Genomic DNA, 19,912 nt, shown 5'->3' on the forward strand with positions numbered 1-19,912 from the left:
GAATTGTCCTCAACATATGGAGCAGATACATGACCAGCACATTATCCCAGGGCACTGCCCTTATCACCGGCGCATCCTCTGGCATCGGCGCTGTCTATGCGGACCGGCTTGCCAAACGCGGTTATGACCTCATTCTCGTTGCGCGCAACCGTGAAAGACTCAATACTCTCGCCGAGCGCCTGACGACGGAAACCGGGCGTACGGTCGAGGTCGTCGCTGCGGATCTCGGCAGCGAAGAAGGCATTGCGCGCCTTGAAGACATCCTGCGTACCGACGCGAGCATAACCACGCTTGTCAACAATGCCGGTGTGGGCGCAGCCGCCCCGCTGCTCGAGTCCGACGCGGCCAAGATGGATGCCATGATCACGCTCAATGTGGTTTCTCTTAACCGACTTACCAGGGCTGTCGCACCGCGGCTTGTCGAGCGCGGAGGCGGCACGATCATCAATATCTCCTCGATCGTGGCTATCTCCCCGGAACTCCTGAACGGGGTGTACGGTGGCACCAAGGCTTTCGTGCTGGCCTACAGTCAATCGCTGCATCACGAACTTGCCGACAAAGGCATCCGTGTCCAGGCCGTTCTTCCAGGCGCTACCAGCACGGAGTTCTGGGATGTCGCCGGCGTGCCCATCAGCAACCTTCCCGCGAGCATCGTCATGTCGGCCGAAGACATGGTTGACGCTTCTCTTGCTGGCCTCGACCAGGGGGAACTCGTCACGATCCCTGCTCTTCCGGATGCGGCCGACTGGAACACCTTCGAGGCGGCGCGTCAGGCGCTCGGTCCCAACCTGTCCCACAGCAAGCCGGCAGCACGTCTGCTGAGCCAATAGGTCGTAAACTGATGGCGCGCGCAGGTTTCGCGCGCGCTATCATCTGAAAAGCCACGAATCATGCCAACGCATTGACACAATAGACGTATATTGGGCTGTCGACCTGTCCACTCCTATCATCAAACCTCTTCGGGCCGACAATGTCTCGCAAACTGGCACTGCGCCGATTAGGCGTATTCTCCATATTTCTTGCACCAAGCCGTCTGAGGGCGTTTGCCCGCAGCACCGAACTCGGCCTCGTTCTTGCGGCGGCCGCTGTCGGCATCGTGTCGGGCTTTGTCGTCACCGCCATGAGCTTCGTCGCGCAGCAGATGCACGAGTTGATTTTCGGGTTGAACGAAGGCGAACGGCTCTCGTCGATCATGGCGAATGACCACGTCCTCTTGCTTGCCGCACCTGTGACAGGCGGCGCCATTTTGGGGATGGTGCTGCTTATCCTCAACCGTTATCGAAAAAGACCCATGGTCGATCCCATCGAGGCAAACGCGCTGCATGGCGGGCGTCTTTCACTCAATGACAGTCTCATCATTGCTGCTCAAAACCTCGTCTCAAACGGGTTCGGAGCCTCGGTTGGTCTCGAAGCCGGCTACACCCAGCTCGCATCGGGTCTTGCTTCGAAGATTGGGCTCTCCCTGCAATTGCGTCGTTCGGACCTGCGCATCCTCGTCGGCTGCGGCGCAGCCGGCGCAATTGCGGCTGCGTTCAATGCCCCGCTGACGGGTTCATTTTATGCTTTCGAGTTGATCATCGGCTCTTATACGATCCTCAGTCTGGCGCCCGTCGTCGTTTCGGCACTCACTGCGACAATCATCGCGCGGATGCTCGCCGGCAATAATTTCATCATCGATATCGGCGGTTTCGGAACAGTGGTCACGGCAGATTACATCCCGGCTCTGCTTCTCGGTGTCTTCTGCGCGCTGGCCGGCATCCTTCTGATGAAGGGCGTAGCGTTTGTCGAGCAGTTTGCGCGAAAGAGCTTCGTTCCCGGACCGATCCGGCCATTGTTTGGCGGTGCACTCATCGGTCTTTTGGCGCTGATCTCCCCTCAGGTGCTTTCCGGCGGCCATGGCGCGCTGCACCTCAATCTCGATAACACAACACCAATTGCGGCTTTGATCGGCGTGCTCCTGCTCAAGTCATTTGCCTCGGCGATTTCCATCGGTTCGGGTTTCCGCGGCGGCCTGTTTTTCGGCTCGCTGTTCATGGGCGCATTGCTGGGCAAACTCTTTGCCTATTCGGCCCCCTACGTCTTCGCTCACGCCACGTTGACACCGGTAATTTATGCTGTTGTGGGCATGAGTGCACTGGCCGTATCGGTCATCGGCGGGCCCATGACCATGACGTTCCTTGCCCTTGAGATCACAGGCGATTTCCCGATAACGGTGCTGGTCCTTGCCGCGGTAATTACCGCCTCTCTCACTGTACGCAATCTGTTTGGTTATTCCTTCGCTACCTGGCGTTTCCACCTGAGAGGCGAAAGCATCAGAAGTGCGCATGATGTCGGCTGGATCCGCAATTTGACCGTGGCCAAGCTCATGCGTGTCGATGTCCGCACAGCGCCATCCAACCTGAGCATTATTGAATTCCGTCGCGATTTCCCGCTCGGCTCGACCCAGCGGGTGATCATTGTCGATGATAACAACAAATATGCCGGCATGATTCTTGTACCGGAGGCGCATTCGGGCGTGACCGAAAGCTCTGACGAAGGTCAATCGATCACCGGCTTGATCAAATACAAGAACGACTTCCTGCAACCACAGATGAACGCCAAACAGGCTGCCGCTATTTTCGACAAGGCGGAGAGCGAGGAACTGGCCGTGGTCAATGATCTTGTCGAGCGCCGCGTCATCGGTCTCCTCACCGAAAGTCATACTCTGCGCCGCTACAGCGAAGAACTGGACAGACAGCGGCGTGACGTTTCCGGAGAAATCTAGAGCCTTTCATGCCTGGATGGAAAGCTCTAGAGCATCTCAAGTGGCCGTTTGCGTCGCGGTGGCGGGAAAGCTTCATCCAGAACTGCGAGTTGATCCGCCGTCAGTTTCACATCTACCGCGCGGCGGTTCTCCTGGATATGCTTGGAAGTACTCGATTTTGGGATAGCGATGACACCGTCGCGGCTCAGAACGAAGGCCAACGCCACCGCGGCCGGAGTTGCCCTGCACTCCCTGGCAACACGCGCGAGTGCCGGATGATTGAGCATCCGCCCCTGCTCGATCGGCGAATAGGCCATTATCGGCATCTTGTGCTCCTGGCACCAGGGCAATAGCTCAAATTCGACGCCGCGCCGACTGAGGTTATAGAGCACCTGGTTGGTTGAGACACCCTTGCCGCCGTCAACCACCTGAAGCTCTTCCATATCTTCCGTGTCGAAATTGCTGACACCCCAATGCCGTATCTTTCCGGCCTTGATCAGGTCTTCGAATCCCGCCACCGTTTCTTCAAGTGCATAGCCACCGCGCCAGTGCAGAAGATATAGGTCGATCGTTTCACATTTCAGCCGCTTGAGGCTGCGTTCGCAGGCGAGCCTGGTACCCCTTCGTGATGCGTTTGACGGCAAGACCTTGCTCACCAGAAACACCTCGTCGCGCCTGTGTTCGATAGCTTCGGCGACCACTTCCTCTGCCCCGCCATTGCCATACATTTCCGCCGTATCGATCAGGCTCATGCCGAGATCGAGGCCAAGCCGCAGCGCGTCCGCCTCCTGATAGAATTGCCGTCTGTCCTCGCCCATGAACCAGGTCCCCTGACCGAGCACCGGAACCATTTCACCTGAGGGAAGAGCCGTCTGCTTCATCATATCTAACCTTGCATCGCCGTTGTGAAACGCGCTTTGGCTTCAGCGCTCCAGACCTGTTCCGCATCGTAGTTTCCTTCGAAGGCCGGGACATCCGCTGGCAACGCGATCCATGGATGCTTGGTCGTCGTGAAACAATGAATGTCGGGAGATAGCTTCGCGGCATCATCCAGCGTGCCGACGTAGACGAGCGCGAAAGTCTCACCAAGCTCGGAGTGATTTGCCCATAGCGGTACCGAACAGCGCGGGCAGCGATGGATCATCTGGCCGGCCGGCAATGCCGATACCGTGTGAATCGCGTCGGGCTTGCCCTCGCCGGTGAGTGTGACGCGGTCCGCCTCGATCATGGCATTGACCGCGAAAGCCGAACCCGACATCCGCTGGCAATAACGGCAGTGGCAGCCGTGGACAACGATCGGCGCAGTTTCCATGCGATAGCGCACATGGCCGCAAAGACAACCGCCGGTCAGCACGCCCGAGACCTCAGATTCTTCCGCCATGATATTCCTCCTTGCCCTCCCGATGATTGCGCAATTGCATCAGGAAGGGAAGGCTCCGGATAGCCAACGACCGCTTCCATGCGGTGAAATTGACGAAAGCTGCGCCATTGCAACGTTCGATTCCTTGGGTTAACTCTGTCAACCCGCAAGGCCGGCTGCAAACTCGAACAAGAGATGCCGACTTGGCAGAAAGGTGTGAATGGGAGGGGACACTGCATGTCACGATGGCTGGCCATCACGGGCTGGATCGATGAATTCAATCGTCGCATAGCGATTGTCGCGATCTATTTTGTCCTGTTTGCATCGCTGGTTTGCGCCTTCAACGCGCTCCTGCGTTACAGCATCGGCACGATGATCTGGCTGGACCATCATGTCGGTGTCGGCGGCCTGTTTCGCGGCATCCTTGCCGTTTACGGCCGCAATTCAAATTCGCTTTCAGAACTGCAGTGGTATCTCTTTGCTGGCATGGTCATGCTCGGCGGCGCCTGGACGTTGAAATTGAACGAACATGTGCGCGTCGACCTCGTCTATGGCTCGGTCAGTGAAAGGACGAGGACGTGGATCGATTTGCTTGGCGGTCTGTTTTTTCTGCTGCCGATATGTTGCCTGATGATTTATTTCACATGGCCCTGGTTCGTCCTGTCATGGGTAACCAATGAAGGATCGTCCAACTCAGGTGGTCTTCCGCTATGGCCCGTCAAGTTGAGCCTTCCGGTGGGCTTCGCGCTGGTCGGTCTGCAGGGAATTTCAGAACTCATCAAATGCTACCTCGCCCTCACTACTGATTATGTTCGTGAATTTGCCTACGAGAAACCCGTTCAATGATGACATTTTTTGCTGACAATCTTGCCCCGTTGATGTTCTTCGGGCTGATCATCTTTATGGTCATCGGCTATCCCGCGGCGTTTTCCCTTGCCGCAGTCGGGCTCTTCTTCGGCTTCATCGGCATTGAAATGGGAGAAATCGGCCCGGACTTCCTGGGTAATCTCACCTATCAGATGTTTTCGGTGCTTTCCAACGAACTGCTGTTGGCCATCCCGTTTTTTACCTTCATGGGCGTCATCCTTGAACGATGCGGCCTCGCCGAGGATCTCCTCGAAGGGTTTGGTCAGCTATTCGGCGGCGTTCGCGGCGGCCTTTCCTACGCGGTCATTCTCGTCGGTGCCATTCTCGGCGCAATCACAGGAACCGTCGCAGCCTCGGTGATTGCCATGGGGCTCATTTCGCTGCCCGTGATGGCGAAATACGGTTACAATATCCGCCACGCCACCGGCGTCATCGCGGCTTCCGGCACGATCACCCAGCTTATTCCGCCATCGCTTGTACTCATCGTTCTTGCCGATCAGCTCGGCAAGTCGCCGGGCGACATGTATATCGGTGCGACCGGAGCGAGCATCGTCCAGGTGCTGTTATTCGCGGGCTGGGTATTCGTTCTCAGCATCATCCGGCCGGATCACGTTCCCGCGCTTCCGCCCGAAGCGCGCACCCTCCGAGGCTGGCCGCTATTGGCACGCTGCGCGCGCGGCATGGTTCCCTCGCTTGCGCTCATCTTCATCGTGCTTGGCACGATCTTCATGGGCCTTGCCACGCCCACGGAAGCTGGAGCGATGGGGGTTGTCGGTGCCATGTTCATCGCCTGGCTGAACCGCCGCCTGACCTGGAAGCTCGTCTATCAGGCGATGGATATGACAATGCGCCTCACCGCCATGGTCGTATTCATTCTGCTCGGCGCACGCGTGTTCAGTCTGGTGTTTCAGGGCGTCGGCGGCGGTCACTGGATCGAAACAATGCTGACCTCCCTGCCGGGCGGCGTCGTCGGCTTTCTGATCTTCGTCAATATCTTCATATTTGTCCTCGCCTTCTTCCTCGATTTTTTCGAAATCGCATTCATCGTCATTCCACTGCTTGCGCCGGCGGCAAGCGCACTCGGAATCGATCTCATCTGGTTCGGCGTCATGATCTGCGCCAATATGCAGACGAGCTTCATGCACCCGCCCTTCGGCTTTGCGCTGTTTTATCTGAGGGGTATCGCACCAAAATCGATCAAGACCAGCGATATCTACATGGGGGCAATCCCATGGCTGGTTCTGCAGCTGATCCTTGTCGGTCTGCTCATCGCCTTTCCGGGAATGGTTACCTATTTCCTTGATGCGGCGCCGGCAGTCGACCTGCAGAATATCCAGCTGAATTTGCCATCCGCCCCGGGCAACGACCTTGGCAACCCGCCGTCATTCGATCTTGGACAGCCGCCGTCGTTCAAGTGATCGACGGCGAAACGCCGGCCGGCCCGAACTCGGGTCAGGGTTTGTTCGAGCCTTATGACTTCTTGATATCTTTACTCTGAACCCGCAATGGAATTCATATCGGCGGGCATGGTATTTCCTTTGTGTACCCAAATCATTGGAGTGCATGGAAATGACCATCTCGATGAATACTGTAGAATTAGACAAAACTAAACAAACGAACCTTACCCCGAAACACAGCCAGAGGCTAATCATGCTGCTGGTGCTCACTGCTCTATTGGCAGCGGCCGCCGGTTTGAGACTCGCCGTCGCACTTGGTGTGTCTCTTTGAATGAGGCGGGTGACAAGTCCGTTGCCGGCAGTTTGCCGGCGTCGGGGCTGATCTGCAGATAGATCGCAACAAGAGGAACCCCATGATTACGAACAGCAAAGTCGACCCTTCACGATTGAAGGGCGTGATGACCGCGCTTGTCACGCCCTTCAAGAACGGCGTCGTCGATTATGATACACTCGGCACCTTGTCGGAGTGGCACCTGCAATGCGGCATCGATGCGCTCGTCCCCTGCGGGACCACCGGCGAAGCCCCCACCCTTGCCTGGGACGAGCGGCTGAAAATCATCAGAGCCTGCGTACGGACTTCACGTGGGCGCGTGCCGGTCATTGCCGGTACAGGCACCAACAGCACCGAAATGACCATTGCCCACACCTCCGCGGCCCAGTCCTGCGGTGCTGACGCTGCCCTCATTGTTACTCCCTATTACAATAAGCCGAGCCAGGAGGGCATTGTGCGTCACTTCGAGGCGATCGCTCAAAGCACCAACCTGCCGATCATCATCTACAATGTGCCGTCGCGTACGGGTGTGGATCTCACCATGCACACTCTCGATCGGCTTGCGCAAATTCCTTCGATCGTGGGCATCAAAGACGCGACGGGAGAGGTCAAGCGCGTCGAATATATCCGCACGATATTCCGTGACCGCTTCATATTGCTGTCCGGTCACGATGAGACGGCATACGCATTCAATCTCCTAGGTGGCGACGGGATGATCTCGGTGATCGCCAACGTGCTGCCGCACGTCTTCGTCGCCCTGCGCGATGCATGCAAAGCAGGTGACTGGGCTACCGCCCGATACATTCAGCAAAGAATGCAGCCAGTCTTCAAGGCTTTCGACCTCGATATAAATCCGTGCCCGATAAAGTGTGCACTCAAGCATCGCCGTGGCATGAGCGACGAAGTTCGCCTGCCGCTTGTACCCGTCTCCGTCGAGACAGCTATCGAGATCAGATCGGCTCTTGATCATCTGGGTGGAACAGATGACGGCGCCGCAATCTTCAAGCAAGTCGAGACAATTTCCGGGGGCCAGACCGCGCCACTCGCTTGGCGCGTCTAGTACCAATAGCAATTCAACAAAATCAATCGCTTCAGGCCGGCAAGCCTGAAGCTGAAAGTGAGAGATCATGGCACATGCTGTAAAAAATCACGATAACTCGAACGATTGTCGTCGCTTTCTTGTCGGTCGCAGCATTGACGGTTGCTGGATCGTCTGTGACAGGCAGCGTCTGGTCGGCGGTATTTTTGCGGACAAGCAATCGGCCGTACATTTTGCCGTTGCGCAGAGCGAGCACCAGCCGGGCGCGGTCTGGTGCGCCGAGGACGACGATTGCCTGCTCGCCGACCCCTGGCAGGACCTGTCCGACCGGTCGCAGCGGTCTTACCGTAAACGCGCCTGAGCGCTAGAGCCTTTCATGCTTGGAGGAGGCTCTAGCGTTCCTCAACAAAAGACGAGTAGAGCGACGCTGCGTCATGCGCCGCTCTCATGTGATCGAGAACACCGGGCGAGCGCAGCCTCCTGGAAAAACACGCCAACACATTGAGATGCGGCTTGGGTGCCTCGTTCGGCGTCAGTAACAGGAAGACGATATCCACCGGCTTGCCGTCGATCGATTCGAAGTCGATGGGTTGCTTCAATCGAGCAACCATGGCGATGGGCCGGCCAATGCCAGCGATATGCGTGTGCGGAAGGGCAACACCCTGTCCTACACCAGTCGACCCCAGCCTCTCCCGCTTTAGCAGCGCCTCCAGAATCGCGTCCGCTGGAATGGTTGCAAGTTCACTTGCGCTGGCAGACATCACCTGCAGCGCCTGCGTCTTGGTTGACACATCAAGAGTCGGGATTACATTTTCCGGCTTTATATAGTCGGCTAAGTTCATGGCAATTCTCATTCTCTTTTCAGTCGCGTACGCGTGTGTCACTCTACTTCCCTGAGGCGGTATCCAACGCCTGTCTCTGTCGTGATATATTGCGGTTGATCGGGCAGACGCTCGATCTTCTGCCGGAGTTGCCGCACGTAAACGCGCAGATATTGCACATCCGTCGAACCTCCCCACACCTGCGCCAGCAGGAACCGGTGCGTCAGGGCCTTGCCCGCATGCTGTACGAGAACACGCAGGATTTCGTATTCCTTTGGCGACAGCTTGACCTCTTTGCCATCGACCTTGACGATTCGCTTGACAAGATCGACCGAAAGCCCGCCCGTCTCGAAAATCGGTCTCTCGCCCTGTTGCTGCAACCTGTGCCGCAACGCGACGCGTATACGGGCGACGAGTTCATTCATGCCGAACGGCTTGGTGATGTAATCATCTGCACCGAGCTCCAGCGCCTGCACGATTCCGCCTTCGTCCGTCCGGCTTGACAGAACGACCACCGGCAGATCCGAGCCCTCATCGCGCCAGCGACGCAGCAGTTCGTAACCAGACAGGTCCGGCAGTCCGAGATCGAGCACAATGAGATCCGGCTGGGCCAGAGCTATCTGTTCGATCGCGGCGCTGGCATTCATGGCCTCGACAACACTGTAGCCCTGCGTGCTGAGGCCGAGCCGGAGCAACTTGCGGATGGGTGGCTCATCATCCACAATCAGGATCTTGACACTCGAATTTGTCATATGAGTTCTTCCAGATTTGGCGTCTCCTTCGGAACAGGCATCCTGATCGTGAAGATCGACCCCGACCGGTCGATGCGCCTTTCCGCGTTAATGGTACCGCCCATGGCTTCTATGAAGCCGCGTGATATCGACAGGCCAAGCCCCGTGCCGGCTGTGACCTGATCGCCCTTGCGTACGCGATAGAATGTATCGAAAACCCGCTCCAGATCGTCGGCGGGGATGCCCGGCCCTTCGTCAATGACCTGCAGGATTACCCAGCCATCATCGGTCCAGGCCTGAATTCGCAGCGAGGAACCTTCCGGTGCATATTTGGAAGCATTGTCGAGAAGGTTGAACAATACCTGCTCGAACAGCACCGGATCGACCCTGAGCATCGGCAGGTCGGGCGGAATATCGACCTCCGTCTTGTGCTGCCCAATGATCTTTCTGGCCCGGCTCAGCGCTGTACCGACAATGTCGCCAACGTAGTGGAACGCAAAATTCGGCTCCATCGCCCCGGATTCGATCCTGGTCATGTCGAGCAGATTGGCAATGAACCGGTTGAGCCGTTCGGATTCGTCGATGACAGTCCCGAGCAGTTCCACCCGCGCCTCGATCGGCAGGGCGGGTGCGAACTCCTTCAGGGTGCCTGCCGCGCCCATGATGGCCGCAAGCGGAGTCTTCAGATCGTGCGAAATGGACGTCAGGAGCGCCGAGCGAAGCCGGTCGGCCTCCGCTGCGAGCTTGGCCCGGTCGACGTCGGCCACAAGCTGTGTGCGTTCGATGGCGACAGCCGCCTGATCAGCCAGCGCATCCAGTAGACGTTGCTGCTCCGGTGTGAGCAGCGGCCCCTGTTTGTCACTGTCCAGCCCTATGACGCCCACCGCCATGCGTCCTGTCCGCAGCGGCAGGTAGAGTCGCTTCGCACCCGGCAGCGTGTCGGCGCCCCGCCCTGCGGCACGGTTGTTCTCCCACGCCCAGCGCGCCGCCGCGATGTCCGCGTCGTCCAGCGAATCGTCGGGCGGATAGCCGGCCTTCACTTCGATTGTCCCATGATCTGGCAGGAGCAGGACCACACGCACTTTCAACATGGATGCGATCTGGAACGCCGTCGCCCACAACACATCGTCGAGCGTGCCGGTCCCGGCAAGTTTCTTGCTGAAGAGATAGAGATCTTCGGTCGTTCGCGCGCGTTGACGTGCCGCCGCGGCCTGACGCTGGACCCGTGCGGTCAGATTGCTGGCAATGACTGCCACACCAAAGAAGAAGGCGAGAGCGATGACGCTTTCGGGATCACCAATATCGAGCGTGTAAAGCGGCGGAAGAAAGAAGAAATTGAGCATCAGGGCGCTGAGGACGGAGGCTAACAAAGCCGGCCAGAGCCCAACCGAAACGGCGGTCGCAAGCACCGCCATGAGAAAGACAAGCGCAATGTTGCGCACGTCAACCACGCTGGAGAGCAATAGGCCGAATACCAATGCACCGATCACATAGCCCGTGCTCAAGAGATAGGCTCTGATCCGGACGCGCGCCATCGGTGCCTGCTCGGCTGTCCGCACCGTAGCACCAGCATGCTCTTCGCTTCCGGAAATGACATGCACGCTGATATTGCCGGCCTGGCGGATCAGATCATGGGATACTGACCCCTCAAAGAGTTCGCGCCATTGCGCCTTATAGGGCTTGCCGATGACGATGTGTGTAACATTGTTCTCCCGTGCGTGACGTGCGATTTCCTCGGCAGCATCCCGGCCCGGGAGCGTGATCGCGTCACCGCCTAGCTGGCTTGCAAGGCGCAAGGTAGATGCGATGCGATTCCGATCCGCTTCTGAAAAACGCGTCGACCGCTGTGTCTCCACGTTAACAGCCGTCCACGGCGCCCGCAGCCGATCCGCAAGGCGGCGGGCATATCTGACAAGCGAAGCACCGCCTGGATGCTCATCGATACAAACGAGAACCCGGTCGCCGGCCGGCCAGGGCCCGGATATCGCATTCGCCTGCATATGCGTCAGCAGCTGATCATCGACACGTTGCGCAGTACGCCGCAGGGCGAGCTCGCGCAGGGCAGTCAGATTGCCCGGCGAAAAATAGTTTTCCATGGCGCGCTTGGCGTTGGCTGGAACGTAGACCTTGCCCTCCTGCAGACGCTTGATCAGATCAGCGGGTGTCAGATCGATGATCTCGACCTCATCGGCCTGGTCGATGACCGAATCCGGCACCGTCTCGCGCACCCGCACCTTGGTGATCTGCGCCACGACATCATTCAGGCTTTCGACGTGCTGGATGTTCATCGTCGAATAGACGTCGATGTCGTGGGCCAAAATCTCCCGCACATCCATATAACGTTTCGGATGGCGCGTGCCTGGAGCATTCGTATGTGCGAGTTCATCAACCAGAACGAGGCTTGGCCGACGTGCGAGGATCGCATCGAGGTCCATCTCCTCAAGATGATGATCCTTGTAGTTGACCTGTGAGCGCGCAATCACCTCGAAACCGTTGACCAGCGCCTGCGTTTCTTTGCGGCCATGCGTCTCGACGACGCCGATCACCACATCCTTGCCGTCTGCAAGTGCCGATCGGCCAGCCATCAGCATTTCATAGGTTTTGCCCACGCCGGGTGCCGCCCCGAGAAAAATCTTCAGCCGTCCTCGCGTCTCGCGCTCCGCAGTTTCAAGGAGTGCATCGGGTGATGGTCTCCTGTCGGTGTCGCGGCTGTCAGTGGGCATTGTGGGCCTCTCATGCCGGAGCCGGGTTTGCGGTTGCAGCTCCCGGCTCCCATTCAACCAGGTCGTGAACTCATAAATCTGATGGAAATGGTATGAGGCCATCTTTCCGGATACAAGGAGCAAAGGTGAAGGAAATGTCGTTCATTTTCGAGCCTTTGCGACGATGTTGCCGGGGAAGATGGACTTTATCCTGCGGACCTGATCGGGCTGCAAGCTGCAGTGTCGAACCGCTCGGCCGGGGAAAGACCCCGTCCTTCACGCTTCTCCTCGCATCTTCTTGTCGTTTCAGGCGCCATTTCTACCAGATTTATACGTTTACGACCTACTGTGCCGTCAGGCCATCAAGTGCCTGGTTCAGCGCCAGCACATTCACCACGGGCTCTCCCATGAAGCCGAGCTCGCGGCCCTGGACGTTCTGATCGACCAGCTGACGGATGCGGGTTTCATCGATACCGCGCGCCTTGGCGACGCGTGGCACCTGGAAATAGGCGCCTTCCGGCGAGACGTGCGGATCCAGACCGCTACCTGAGGTGGTGACGAGGTCCATCGGAACCGGAGTATTCGGGTTGGTTGTCTGCAAGGCGGACAGATCCGTCTTGATACGTTCGATCAGCTTCGGATTTGTCGGTCCGAGATTTGAACCGCTGGAGGCTGCGGCGTTATACCCGTCACCCGCAGCAGATGGCCTGCCATGGAAATACTTGTCGGCGGCGAAGGCCTGACCGATCAGTTCGGAACCGATAACGGTACCGTTCTTCTCGATGAGGCTGCCATTGGCCTGCCGAGGAAACAGGACCTGAGCGATGCCGGTCATGCCCAAAGGATAGATAAGGCCGGTTATGACCGTGAGGGCGATGATCATGACAATCGCGGGTTTGAGTTGTTTTAACATTGGAATAATCCTTTAAGCCAAGCCGAGGCTTGTGATGACGACGTCGATCGCTTTGATGCCGACGAAGGGAACAATGACGCCGCCGAGGCCATAGATGAGAAGGTTGCGGCTCAGCAGCGCGCCGGCACCGACAGCCCGGTATTTGACGCCTTTGAGCGACAGCGGGATCAGTGCGACGATAATGAGCGCGTTGAAGATGATCGCAGACAGGATGGCGCTCTGGGGTGTCTGCAGTCCCATGATATTGAGCGCGCCAAGCTGCGGATAGAACGCCAGGAACATTGCCGGGATAATGGCGAAGTACTTGGCGATATCATTGGCAATCGAGAAGGTCGTCAACGCACCGCGGGTCATCAGCAACTGCTTGCCGATACCGACGATCTCGATCAGCTTGGTAGGATCGCTGTCGAGATCGACCATGTTGCCGGCTTCGCGGGCTGCAACAGTACCGGTGTTCATGGCGACGCCGACATCTGCCTGAGCAAGGGCCGGCGCATCATTGGTACCGTCACCGCACATGGCGACAAGCTTGCCCTTCGACTGCTCGTCGCGGATCAGCGTGAGCTTGTTCTCGGGCGTCGCCTGGGCCAGGAAATCGTCAACGCCGGCTTCTGCTGCAATGGCGGCAGCGGTCAGTGGATTGTCGCCGGTGATCATCACCGTGCGGATGCCCATGCGGCGCAGCTCGGCGAAACGTTCGCGAATGCCACCCTTGACGATATCCTTCAGGTATATGATGCCAAGCAGCTTGCCATCGCGGACAACCGCGAGCGGCGTGCCGCCGCCTTTGGCGATCTGGTCGGCGATAGCCTGCAGGTCGCGAATGGTCTCGGCGGTGGCGCGTGTCGCAACAATCGTTCCACCAGCTCCGGGCGTCGCAAGCGACAACTGATTGGCATGGGCGAGAACAGCGTCGACCGCGCCCTTGCGGATCGATGATCCGTCGATATCGACACCGCTCATGCGGCTCTGTGCGGTGAAGGGCACAAAGGTCGCATGCAGTGTCTGCATGTCCCGGGCCCGTATGCCGTATTTTTCCTTGGCCAGGACGACGATCGAGCGGCCTTCCGGGGTTTCATCCGCCAGCGAAGCAAGCTGCGCGGCATCGGCAAGCTCCTGTTCCGATACGCCCTTGACGGGCAAGAACTCCGTCGCCTGACGATTGCCGAAGGTGATCGTGCCTGTCTTGTCGAGAAGCAGTGTATCCACGTCGCCCGCTGCTTCGACGGCACGCCCGGACATTGCCAGCACATTGAACTGGATGAGCCGGTCCATGCCCGCGATACCGATCGCCGACAGCAATGCGCCGATCGTGGTGGGGATCAGAGTCACGAACAGGGCAACAAGCACGACGACCGGGATTGCGCCGCCCGCATAGGAGGCAAAGCTCGGAATTGTCGCCGTAGCAAGAACGAAGATAAGCGTCATGCCTGCAAGAAGGATGTTGAGCGCGATCTCGTTGGGCGTTTTCTGGCGCTCGGCACCTTCCACGAGCGCAATCATCCGGTCGATGAAGGTCGAACCGGCGGCCGCGGTAATGCGAACGCGCAGCCAGTCGGACAGAACCTGCGTACCACCGGTCACGGCGGAACGGTCACCACCGGACTCGCGAATGACAGGAGCGGATTCGCCGGTGATGGCCGATTCATTGACCGAGGCGATACCTTCGATAACCTCGCCGTCTGACGGGATGATATCACCGGCATCGACGAGGACGATGTCGCCGACCTTGAGGCTCGCACCAGGCACCAGTTTGAAACTGGTGCGATCATCGCCGGCAAGAAGCTTCGCCTGGGTTTCAGTCCGGGCCTTGCGCAACGAATCTGCCTGCGCCTTGCCGCGTCCCTCGGCCACCGCTTCGGCGAAGTTGGCAAAGAGCACGGTAAACCACAACCAGATGATGATCTGGAAGGAAAAACCGAGGCTCTGTCCGCCAGATGCAATGTCTTTGAGGAAAAGCACGGTCGTCAGGGCTGAAACCACCGCGACGACGAACATCACAGGGTTTCGGATGAGGCTGCGCGGGTTGAGCTTTCTGAAAGCGCCCCCGATAGCTGGTATCAAGATGGATGAGTCCATAAGACTCGCTGATTTGGACTGGCTCATTTGAGACTCCAGTTGTGAAGGTGAATAAACCCGTATGCAGCGAGCCAGACGAACAGCATAATCAGCGTCATGCCGAGAATGATGTCGGAAGCGCGCACACGCTTGTCTGCTCCCCGCGCCAAATTTCCGGCGCGAGGCTTGAGATTGAATTGCAGGTAACTGTGACGCATGACGTGACTCCTCAGAATGTCTGGCCAAGGCCGATCGCCAGGTGCTCCACGATCGGTCCGACGGCCAGCGCCGGGAAGAAGGTGAGACCGCCGACGATCAGGATGACACCGACGAGCAGACCAACGAACAGGCCGCCGTGGGTCGGAAAGGTGCCTGCGGATTCCGGGACGGTCTTCTTGGCAACCAGCGAACCGGCGATCGCCAGCGCTGGAATGATGACGAAGAACCGGCCCATCCACATCCCGATACCGAGCGTAATGTTGTACCAGGCCGTATTGCCCGTCAGACCGCCGAAGGCCGAACCGTTGTTCGCCGCTGCCGAGGTATAGGCGTACAGGATCTCCGAGAAGCCATGCGGACCGGTGTTCGCTATGGAAGCGACTGCGGACGGCAGGACCGTGGCTATCGCCGTAAAGCCGAGCATTGCCAAAGGCAGAACCAGAACAGCAAGCATCGCCATCTTGACCTCCTTGGCCTCGATCTTCTTGCCAAGATATTCCGGGGTACGGCCAACCATCAGGCCAGCCACGAAGACTGCAATGATGACGTAAAGCAGGATGCCATAGAGACCGGCACCGACGCCGCCTACAATCACCTCTCCCAGCATCATGTTGATAAGGGGAATCATGCCGCTGATCGCCATGAAGCTGTCATGCATCGCATTGACCGCACCGCAGGACGCCGCCGTTGTGATAACCGCAAACAAAGCGGACAAGACGATGCCGAAACGTGCCTCCTTGCCTTCCATGTTGCCGCCGTCGATCCCGAGAGCGTGGACCAGGGGGTTGCCGGCAGCCTCACCCCAGTAGCAGACGATTACACCCGCCAGGAACATGACGCCCATGGCAGCAAAAATCGCCCAGCCCTGGCGTTGGTTACCAGCCATGCGGCCGAACACATTGGTCAATGCCGCGCCGATCGCAAAGATGGTAACCATCTGGATTAGGTTCGAGATGGCATCCGGATTTTCGAATGGATGCGCCGAATTGACGTTGAAGAAGCCACCGCCATTGGTTCCAAGCATCTTGATCGCGAGCTGCGAGGCAACCGGGCCGACGGCGATCGTCTGCTTGGCGCCTTCCAGCGTCGTCGCATCGACATAGGTCCCGAGCGTTTGCGGAACGCCGAGATAGACATAGACCAACGTCAGCACGATGCAGATCGGCAGGAGTATATACAGCGTACATCTGGTCAGATCGACCCAGAAATTGCCGATTGTCCGGCCGGAAGCCCTGGTGAAACCACGGATCAGTGCGATCGCTATGGCAATACCGGCCGCTGCCGAAACGAAGTTCTGCACCGTGAAACCGGCCATCTGCACGAGATAGGACATCGTGCTTTCACCGCCGTAATTCTGCCAGTTCGTATTGCTCACGAAGCTGACGGCCGTATTGAACGCGAGCCAGGGTTCCGTTGCGCCCATGGCAGCAGGGTTATAAGGAAGTGCTCCCTGGAACCGCTGCAGGAAATAGAGAACGATAAAGCCGGTCAGACTGAAAAACAGCAGCGACGCTGTATACGTCGTCCAATGCTGCTCTTCTCGTTCGCTGGTTCCAGCGATCCGGTAGAGGCCTCGCTCCACCGGAACGAGGACAGGCGAAAGCAGCGTGCGATCGCCGTTGAAGACGCGCGTCATGTAGCCGCCGAGCGGTTTCACGAGCAAAATGATGATCCCGCAGTAGACGAGGATCTGTATCCAACCGTTGAGAGTCATGGTGTAGCTTTCCGGGCCTTGACCGGTAATGCGCTGGAGACGTTTGCGGTCTCTTAGAAGCGCTCCGGACGAACGAGGGCATAGGTGAGGTAGGCGAGGAGGAACAAAGTCACTGCACCGCCGAGAATGTAGTCGATACTCATGTGCCGTTCCTTCCAGTCACAGATTATCGCAGGCTTTGGTGTAAGCCAGCGAGAGGACGACGAACAAAATACCTATCGCGAGAACAACAATGTCCATCGATAGAACTCCTTATTGATTGCATAAATGGTCCAATCAGATGGGGCAGTGGCAACACTGCCAAGCTCGCTGATCGCCGCGGAATATGGCTCGGAACGTCATAAAAGTTCGAGACGGGACGCGGGGAGAAGAAATAAAAAAACTATAAGGATTTGAAATCTACCAAGGCCTTAATCGAGGGGTCCGTGCTGATCAGGGCAAGAGTTTCATCAGAGAGGCAAGAGCTGCCATAAACACAAGCATCCCCAGCGCAAGCGGAATGAGCGATCTGATGGATCTTATATCTTCCGTCGGACCGCTATGTTCTTTAACCTCGGCTTCAGACCGGTCTGAAGCCGCGTTTCGCGCCATTTCGCGCATCAGACCGTCACCAGCCAGCTACTCAAGAGGATGACGGCGACGCCCGCGAGGATCACAAGCCACAGGCGCAGGAACACACCGAGTTCCTCCCGGTAGCCTGCGGCGATGACTGCAGAATCGTTGATTTTATGCGGGGGCAATGTGACCCGCCGTGCATGGTGCTGGGCTGCATAGTAGATCCCTGAACGCGGAAGCATCGTTTTCATCCTTCGTGTTTGCGTGGTTCGATGGTCGACAAACCCACAGCGTGAGGATAGAAGGGGACAAATATTTTTTCGATTGGACCGCAAGGTCAAATATATAAAAGCGGCATAATGAAAGCGCGACGATACCAACGCGCAAGTTTGCCGCATCGCCCGCAGCAACTTTGTTTATTTTCGTGCGTTGCACAACTCCAGGTTCTCCATTCAAGGGTCAGCCATGAAGACGGCGTTTCTCATTATCGCGGCATTGCTGGTGCTCGCATTGCTCGCAGCGGCCGGCGTCTACTTCTATTCGCGGGAGTCCGCGACAATTCCCGTTGAACAGGGGTACGGCCCCGATCCCACCCTGCCTCCACCCAATCCCAAACCTATCACCACGGTCAACATCGCCGAGGCTTCCTCCTGGCCGGAAGGCAAGACGCCGACAGTTGCGGCAGGGATGAAAGTCAGCGTCTTCGCCAAGGATCTTGACCATCCGCGCTGGCTGCATGTCCTTCCCAACGGCGATGTTCTTGTGGCCGAAACCAATGCCCCCGCGCGGCAGAACCAGTCCTTCAGCATCCGCAGTTGGGTCGAAGGCCTGATCATGGGCAGGGCTGGTGCGGGGGTAAAAAGCCCGAACCGCATCACGCTGCTGCGCGACGCCGACAATGACGGTGTGGCCGAGGTAAAGGAAACCTTTCTTGAGAACCTGAATTCGCCCTTTGGAATGACCCTTTCAGGGGGCAAACTCTACGTCGCCAATACCGATGCGATCGTCGCCTACCCCTATGATGATGGCAAAACGAAGATTTCGGCAGCACCGGAAAAGATCGCCAACCTGCCAGGCGGCCCGATCAATCACCACTGGACGAAAGATGTGATCGCCAGCCCCGACGGGACAAAACTCTATGCGACGGTCGGATCGAACAGCAATGTCGGCGAGAACGGCATCGACGCGGAAGCCAACCGGGCTGCCGTCCTCGAGATCAACCTGAACACGAAAAAAACCAGGCTGTTTGCCTGGGGTCTGCGAAACCCGAACGGGCTATCCTGGAATCCCGAAAGTGGCGCCCCTCTGGGTCGCGGTCAATGAGCGCGACGAGATCGGCAGCGATCTTGTTCCGGACTATATGACATCGGTTAAGGATGGCGGGTTTTATGGCTGGCCATACAGCTATTATGGCCAGAATGTCGATGTGCGGGTCAGTCCGCAGAACCCGGAGCTTGTCGCCTCGGCGATCAAGCCGGACTATGCACTCGGTCCGCATACCGCGTCGCTGGGTTTGACCTTTTATACCGGCTCGCTCTTTGGCCCTGAATACAAAAACGGCGCGTTTGTAGGACAGCACGGCTCCTGGAACCGCAAGCCGCGCAGCGGTTACAAGGTGATCTTCGTTCCTTTCAGCAATGGCAAGCCGAATGGACCTCCGCAAGATATACTGACGGGCTTCGTCGATGGCGATAAGGCTCTTGGTCGTCCGGTAGGCGTCGCCGTCGACAAGGCCGGCGCTCTTCTGGTTGCGGACGATGTTGGCAACACCATATGGCGGGTGACACCCTCCGCACCGTGAATTCGGAACCTATTGCGCCTCCGTCGGTTAGAGCCGAAACGGGAGTGGAATCATGGCTGAGTATTCATGGCTTCTTATACTGATCGGTGGGCCCTTCATATTGGGGCTGTTGCTGGCACTGGGAATGAGGCAGCGCCGGCTGAGCCGTTATGAACGGGAAGCTCGTGATCGGGCCACCGATCGCATCTATCGCGAAGAGCAGTAACAGCCGCCTCGAATCTATGTTCCCTCAAGGGATTTGGGGTGACGCGCTCGCCCTCCACAAACATGCCACGATCCATCCGGAGACTATCTGCGAATGAGTTCGTGAAACTCGTCGCGTTGGCCTGGCACGTCCTGCGCAACCACGAGACCAAGACCCTCCTGATCGAACACCGCGAACCACTCATCCCATTCGACCAGACGCGGCCTGCCAAAATCTTCGGGACGATCCGCGCCCTCGTGATCATCATCCTCATAGGCATGTTGACCAAAACGGATGGAGATTACAGGCTCATCGCTCCCGATCAGCTCTTCCGCATCGCGAATGGCAGGTATGCCGGATCGCGCCGCAGCCCAGTCCCGTATCTCCTGATGGTCCGTAAGCAATCTGGTCTCCGTCATGGGGTAATTCTCCTTTGCGTTTCTAACGCGTCAAAAGTGCCGGGGTTCCTGTGAAGAA

Annotated in this window: 20 protein-coding genes and 1 pseudogene; 9 read left to right on the forward strand and 12 right to left on the reverse strand. The window is 57.9% G+C overall.

Translation table 11 applies throughout. The features are described from left to right. Positions 1-29: 29 nt before the first annotated feature. Both J2X72_RS00935 and J2X72_RS00940 read left to right on the forward strand, forming a co-directional pair. Positions 30-830: an SDR family oxidoreductase gene (locus J2X72_RS00935; RefSeq protein ID WP_310067464.1), complete on the forward strand. Its 801-nt coding sequence runs from the start codon at positions 30-32 to the stop codon at positions 828-830. Between the two features lie 140 nt (positions 831-970). Then, positions 971-2,764, forward strand: a complete 1,794-nt coding sequence (locus J2X72_RS00940; protein ID WP_310067467.1) for a chloride channel protein — start codon at positions 971-973, stop codon at positions 2,762-2,764. 26 nt (positions 2,765-2,790) lie between these two features. Here the strand turns inward: J2X72_RS00940 and J2X72_RS00945 are convergent, their stop codons facing one another. Then, on the reverse strand, positions 2,791-3,627 hold the full coding sequence (locus J2X72_RS00945; RefSeq protein WP_310067469.1) for an aldo/keto reductase: 837 nt from the start codon (positions 3,625-3,627) through the stop codon (positions 2,791-2,793). A gap of 2 nt (positions 3,628-3,629) precedes the next feature. Further along, positions 3,630-4,124, reverse strand: a complete 495-nt coding sequence (locus J2X72_RS00950; protein ID WP_209999254.1) for a GFA family protein — start codon at positions 4,122-4,124, stop codon at positions 3,630-3,632. Positions 4,125-4,340: 216 nt separating this feature from the next. On the opposite strand from J2X72_RS00950, the gene J2X72_RS00955 reads away from it, so the two are divergent. From J2X72_RS00955 to J2X72_RS00975, 5 genes are all read left to right on the forward strand, one after another. Then, complete coding sequence (locus tag J2X72_RS00955) at positions 4,341-4,949, forward strand: TRAP transporter small permease subunit (protein ID WP_209999253.1); 609 nt, start codon at positions 4,341-4,343, stop codon at positions 4,947-4,949. Beyond that, positions 4,946-6,388 carry a TRAP transporter large permease subunit gene (locus J2X72_RS00960; RefSeq protein ID WP_310067473.1) on the forward strand — a complete coding sequence of 481 codons (1,443 nt, stop codon included), beginning with the start codon at positions 4,946-4,948 and terminating at the stop codon, positions 6,386-6,388. The genes J2X72_RS00955 and J2X72_RS00960 overlap by 4 nt, the downstream gene beginning before the upstream one ends. Before the next feature lie 151 nt (positions 6,389-6,539). Continuing rightward, positions 6,540-6,698: a hypothetical protein gene (locus J2X72_RS00965; protein ID WP_310067476.1), complete on the forward strand. Its 159-nt coding sequence runs from the start codon at positions 6,540-6,542 to the stop codon at positions 6,696-6,698. A gap of 82 nt (positions 6,699-6,780) precedes the next feature. Next, positions 6,781-7,758, forward strand: a complete 978-nt coding sequence (gene dapA, locus J2X72_RS00970) for a 4-hydroxy-tetrahydrodipicolinate synthase (protein WP_310067478.1) — start codon at positions 6,781-6,783, stop codon at positions 7,756-7,758. A 67-nt stretch (positions 7,759-7,825) separates the two neighbouring features. Further along, positions 7,826-8,098 carry a hypothetical protein gene (locus tag J2X72_RS00975; protein ID WP_310067480.1) on the forward strand — a complete coding sequence of 91 codons (273 nt, stop codon included), beginning with the start codon at positions 7,826-7,828 and terminating at the stop codon, positions 8,096-8,098. Positions 8,099-8,129: 31 nt separating this feature from the next. Here the strand turns inward: J2X72_RS00975 and J2X72_RS00980 are convergent, their stop codons facing one another. From J2X72_RS00980 to J2X72_RS01020, 9 genes are all read right to left on the reverse strand, one after another. Beyond that, positions 8,130-8,579 (reverse strand): PTS sugar transporter subunit IIA, encoded by a 450-nt coding sequence (locus J2X72_RS00980; protein ID WP_310067482.1) that lies wholly within the window; start codon positions 8,577-8,579, stop codon positions 8,130-8,132. Positions 8,580-8,617: 38 nt separating this feature from the next. Beyond that, positions 8,618-9,310, reverse strand: coding sequence for a response regulator transcription factor (locus tag J2X72_RS00985; protein WP_310067484.1), 693 nt, complete (start codon positions 9,308-9,310; stop codon positions 8,618-8,620). Continuing rightward, entirely contained in the window at positions 9,307-12,012 is a 2,706-nt protein-coding gene (locus tag J2X72_RS00990) for a sensor histidine kinase KdpD (RefSeq protein WP_310067486.1), read from the reverse strand. The genes J2X72_RS00985 and J2X72_RS00990 overlap by 4 nt, the downstream gene beginning before the upstream one ends. A gap of 322 nt (positions 12,013-12,334) precedes the next feature. Further along, positions 12,335-12,904: a potassium-transporting ATPase subunit KdpC gene (kdpC, locus tag J2X72_RS00995; protein ID WP_310067488.1), complete on the reverse strand. Its 570-nt coding sequence runs from the start codon at positions 12,902-12,904 to the stop codon at positions 12,335-12,337. A 12-nt stretch (positions 12,905-12,916) separates the two neighbouring features. Continuing rightward, on the reverse strand, positions 12,917-15,010 hold the full coding sequence (gene kdpB / locus J2X72_RS01000) for a potassium-transporting ATPase subunit KdpB (RefSeq protein ID WP_310067490.1): 2,094 nt from the start codon (positions 15,008-15,010) through the stop codon (positions 12,917-12,919). Next, complete coding sequence (locus tag J2X72_RS01005) at positions 15,007-15,180, reverse strand: hypothetical protein (protein ID WP_310067492.1); 174 nt, start codon at positions 15,178-15,180, stop codon at positions 15,007-15,009. The genes kdpB and J2X72_RS01005 overlap by 4 nt, the downstream gene beginning before the upstream one ends. A gap of 11 nt (positions 15,181-15,191) precedes the next feature. Then, entirely contained in the window at positions 15,192-16,895 is a 1,704-nt protein-coding gene (gene kdpA, locus J2X72_RS01010; protein ID WP_310067494.1) for a potassium-transporting ATPase subunit KdpA, read from the reverse strand. Positions 16,896-16,948: 53 nt separating this feature from the next. Beyond that, a complete protein-coding gene (locus J2X72_RS01015; RefSeq protein ID WP_209999238.1) occupies positions 16,949-17,038 on the reverse strand; it encodes a K(+)-transporting ATPase subunit F in 90 nt (29 codons plus the stop codon). Positions 17,039-17,494: 456 nt separating this feature from the next. Further along, positions 17,495-17,692, reverse strand: coding sequence for a hypothetical protein (locus J2X72_RS01020; RefSeq protein WP_310067498.1), 198 nt, complete (start codon positions 17,690-17,692; stop codon positions 17,495-17,497). Positions 17,693-17,915: 223 nt separating this feature from the next. Here J2X72_RS01020 and J2X72_RS01025 point away from each other — a divergent pair. Then, a pseudogene (locus J2X72_RS01025) lies at positions 17,916-19,251 on the forward strand (PQQ-dependent sugar dehydrogenase). Positions 19,252-19,303: 52 nt separating this feature from the next. Further along, entirely contained in the window at positions 19,304-19,456 is a 153-nt protein-coding gene (locus J2X72_RS01030; RefSeq protein ID WP_209999234.1) for a hypothetical protein, read from the forward strand. 83 nt (positions 19,457-19,539) lie between these two features. Here J2X72_RS01030 and J2X72_RS01035 read toward each other — a convergent pair whose 3' ends face one another. Next, complete coding sequence (locus J2X72_RS01035) at positions 19,540-19,854, reverse strand: hypothetical protein (RefSeq protein ID WP_209999232.1); 315 nt, start codon at positions 19,852-19,854, stop codon at positions 19,540-19,542. Between the last annotated feature and the right edge of the window lie 58 nt (positions 19,855-19,912).

Source organism: Phyllobacterium sp. 1468 (genome assembly GCF_031455525.1).
Classification (GTDB): Bacteria; Pseudomonadota; Alphaproteobacteria; order Rhizobiales; family Rhizobiaceae; genus Phyllobacterium.

Coding starts and splice junctions, on each gene's coding strand:
- J2X72_RS00980 (WP_310067482.1), bottom strand. CDS start 8,579: ATGAACTTAGCCGACTATATAAAGCCGGAAAATGTAATCCCGACTCTT.
- J2X72_RS00935 (WP_310067464.1), top strand. CDS start 30: ATGACCAGCACATTATCCCAGGGCACTGCCCTTATCACCGGCGCATCC.
- J2X72_RS00955 (WP_209999253.1), top strand. CDS start 4,341: ATGTCACGATGGCTGGCCATCACGGGCTGGATCGATGAATTCAATCGT.
- dapA (WP_310067478.1), top strand. CDS start 6,781: ATGATTACGAACAGCAAAGTCGACCCTTCACGATTGAAGGGCGTGATG.
- J2X72_RS00990 (WP_310067486.1), bottom strand. CDS start 12,012: ATGCCCACTGACAGCCGCGACACCGACAGGAGACCATCACCCGATGCA.
- J2X72_RS00975 (WP_310067480.1), top strand. CDS start 7,826: ATGGCACATGCTGTAAAAAATCACGATAACTCGAACGATTGTCGTCGC.
- J2X72_RS01030 (WP_209999234.1), top strand. CDS start 19,304: ATGGCTGAGTATTCATGGCTTCTTATACTGATCGGTGGGCCCTTCATA.
- J2X72_RS00950 (WP_209999254.1), bottom strand. CDS start 4,124: ATGGCGGAAGAATCTGAGGTCTCGGGCGTGCTGACCGGCGGTTGTCTT.
- J2X72_RS01035 (WP_209999232.1), bottom strand. CDS start 19,854: ATGACGGAGACCAGATTGCTTACGGACCATCAGGAGATACGGGACTGG.
- J2X72_RS00960 (WP_310067473.1), top strand. CDS start 4,946: ATGATGACATTTTTTGCTGACAATCTTGCCCCGTTGATGTTCTTCGGG.
- kdpC (WP_310067488.1), bottom strand. CDS start 12,904: ATGTTAAAACAACTCAAACCCGCGATTGTCATGATCATCGCCCTCACG.
- J2X72_RS01020 (WP_310067498.1), bottom strand. CDS start 17,692: ATGCTTCCGCGTTCAGGGATCTACTATGCAGCCCAGCACCATGCACGG.
- J2X72_RS01015 (WP_209999238.1), bottom strand. CDS start 17,038: ATGAGTATCGACTACATTCTCGGCGGTGCAGTGACTTTGTTCCTCCTC.
- J2X72_RS00940 (WP_310067467.1), top strand. CDS start 971: ATGTCTCGCAAACTGGCACTGCGCCGATTAGGCGTATTCTCCATATTT.
- J2X72_RS00965 (WP_310067476.1), top strand. CDS start 6,540: ATGACCATCTCGATGAATACTGTAGAATTAGACAAAACTAAACAAACG.
- kdpA (WP_310067494.1), bottom strand. CDS start 16,895: ATGACTCTCAACGGTTGGATACAGATCCTCGTCTACTGCGGGATCATC.
- kdpB (WP_310067490.1), bottom strand. CDS start 15,010: ATGAGCCAGTCCAAATCAGCGAGTCTTATGGACTCATCCATCTTGATA.
- J2X72_RS01005 (WP_310067492.1), bottom strand. CDS start 15,180: ATGCGTCACAGTTACCTGCAATTCAATCTCAAGCCTCGCGCCGGAAAT.
- J2X72_RS00945 (WP_310067469.1), bottom strand. CDS start 3,627: ATGATGAAGCAGACGGCTCTTCCCTCAGGTGAAATGGTTCCGGTGCTC.
- J2X72_RS00985 (WP_310067484.1), bottom strand. CDS start 9,310: ATGACAAATTCGAGTGTCAAGATCCTGATTGTGGATGATGAGCCACCC.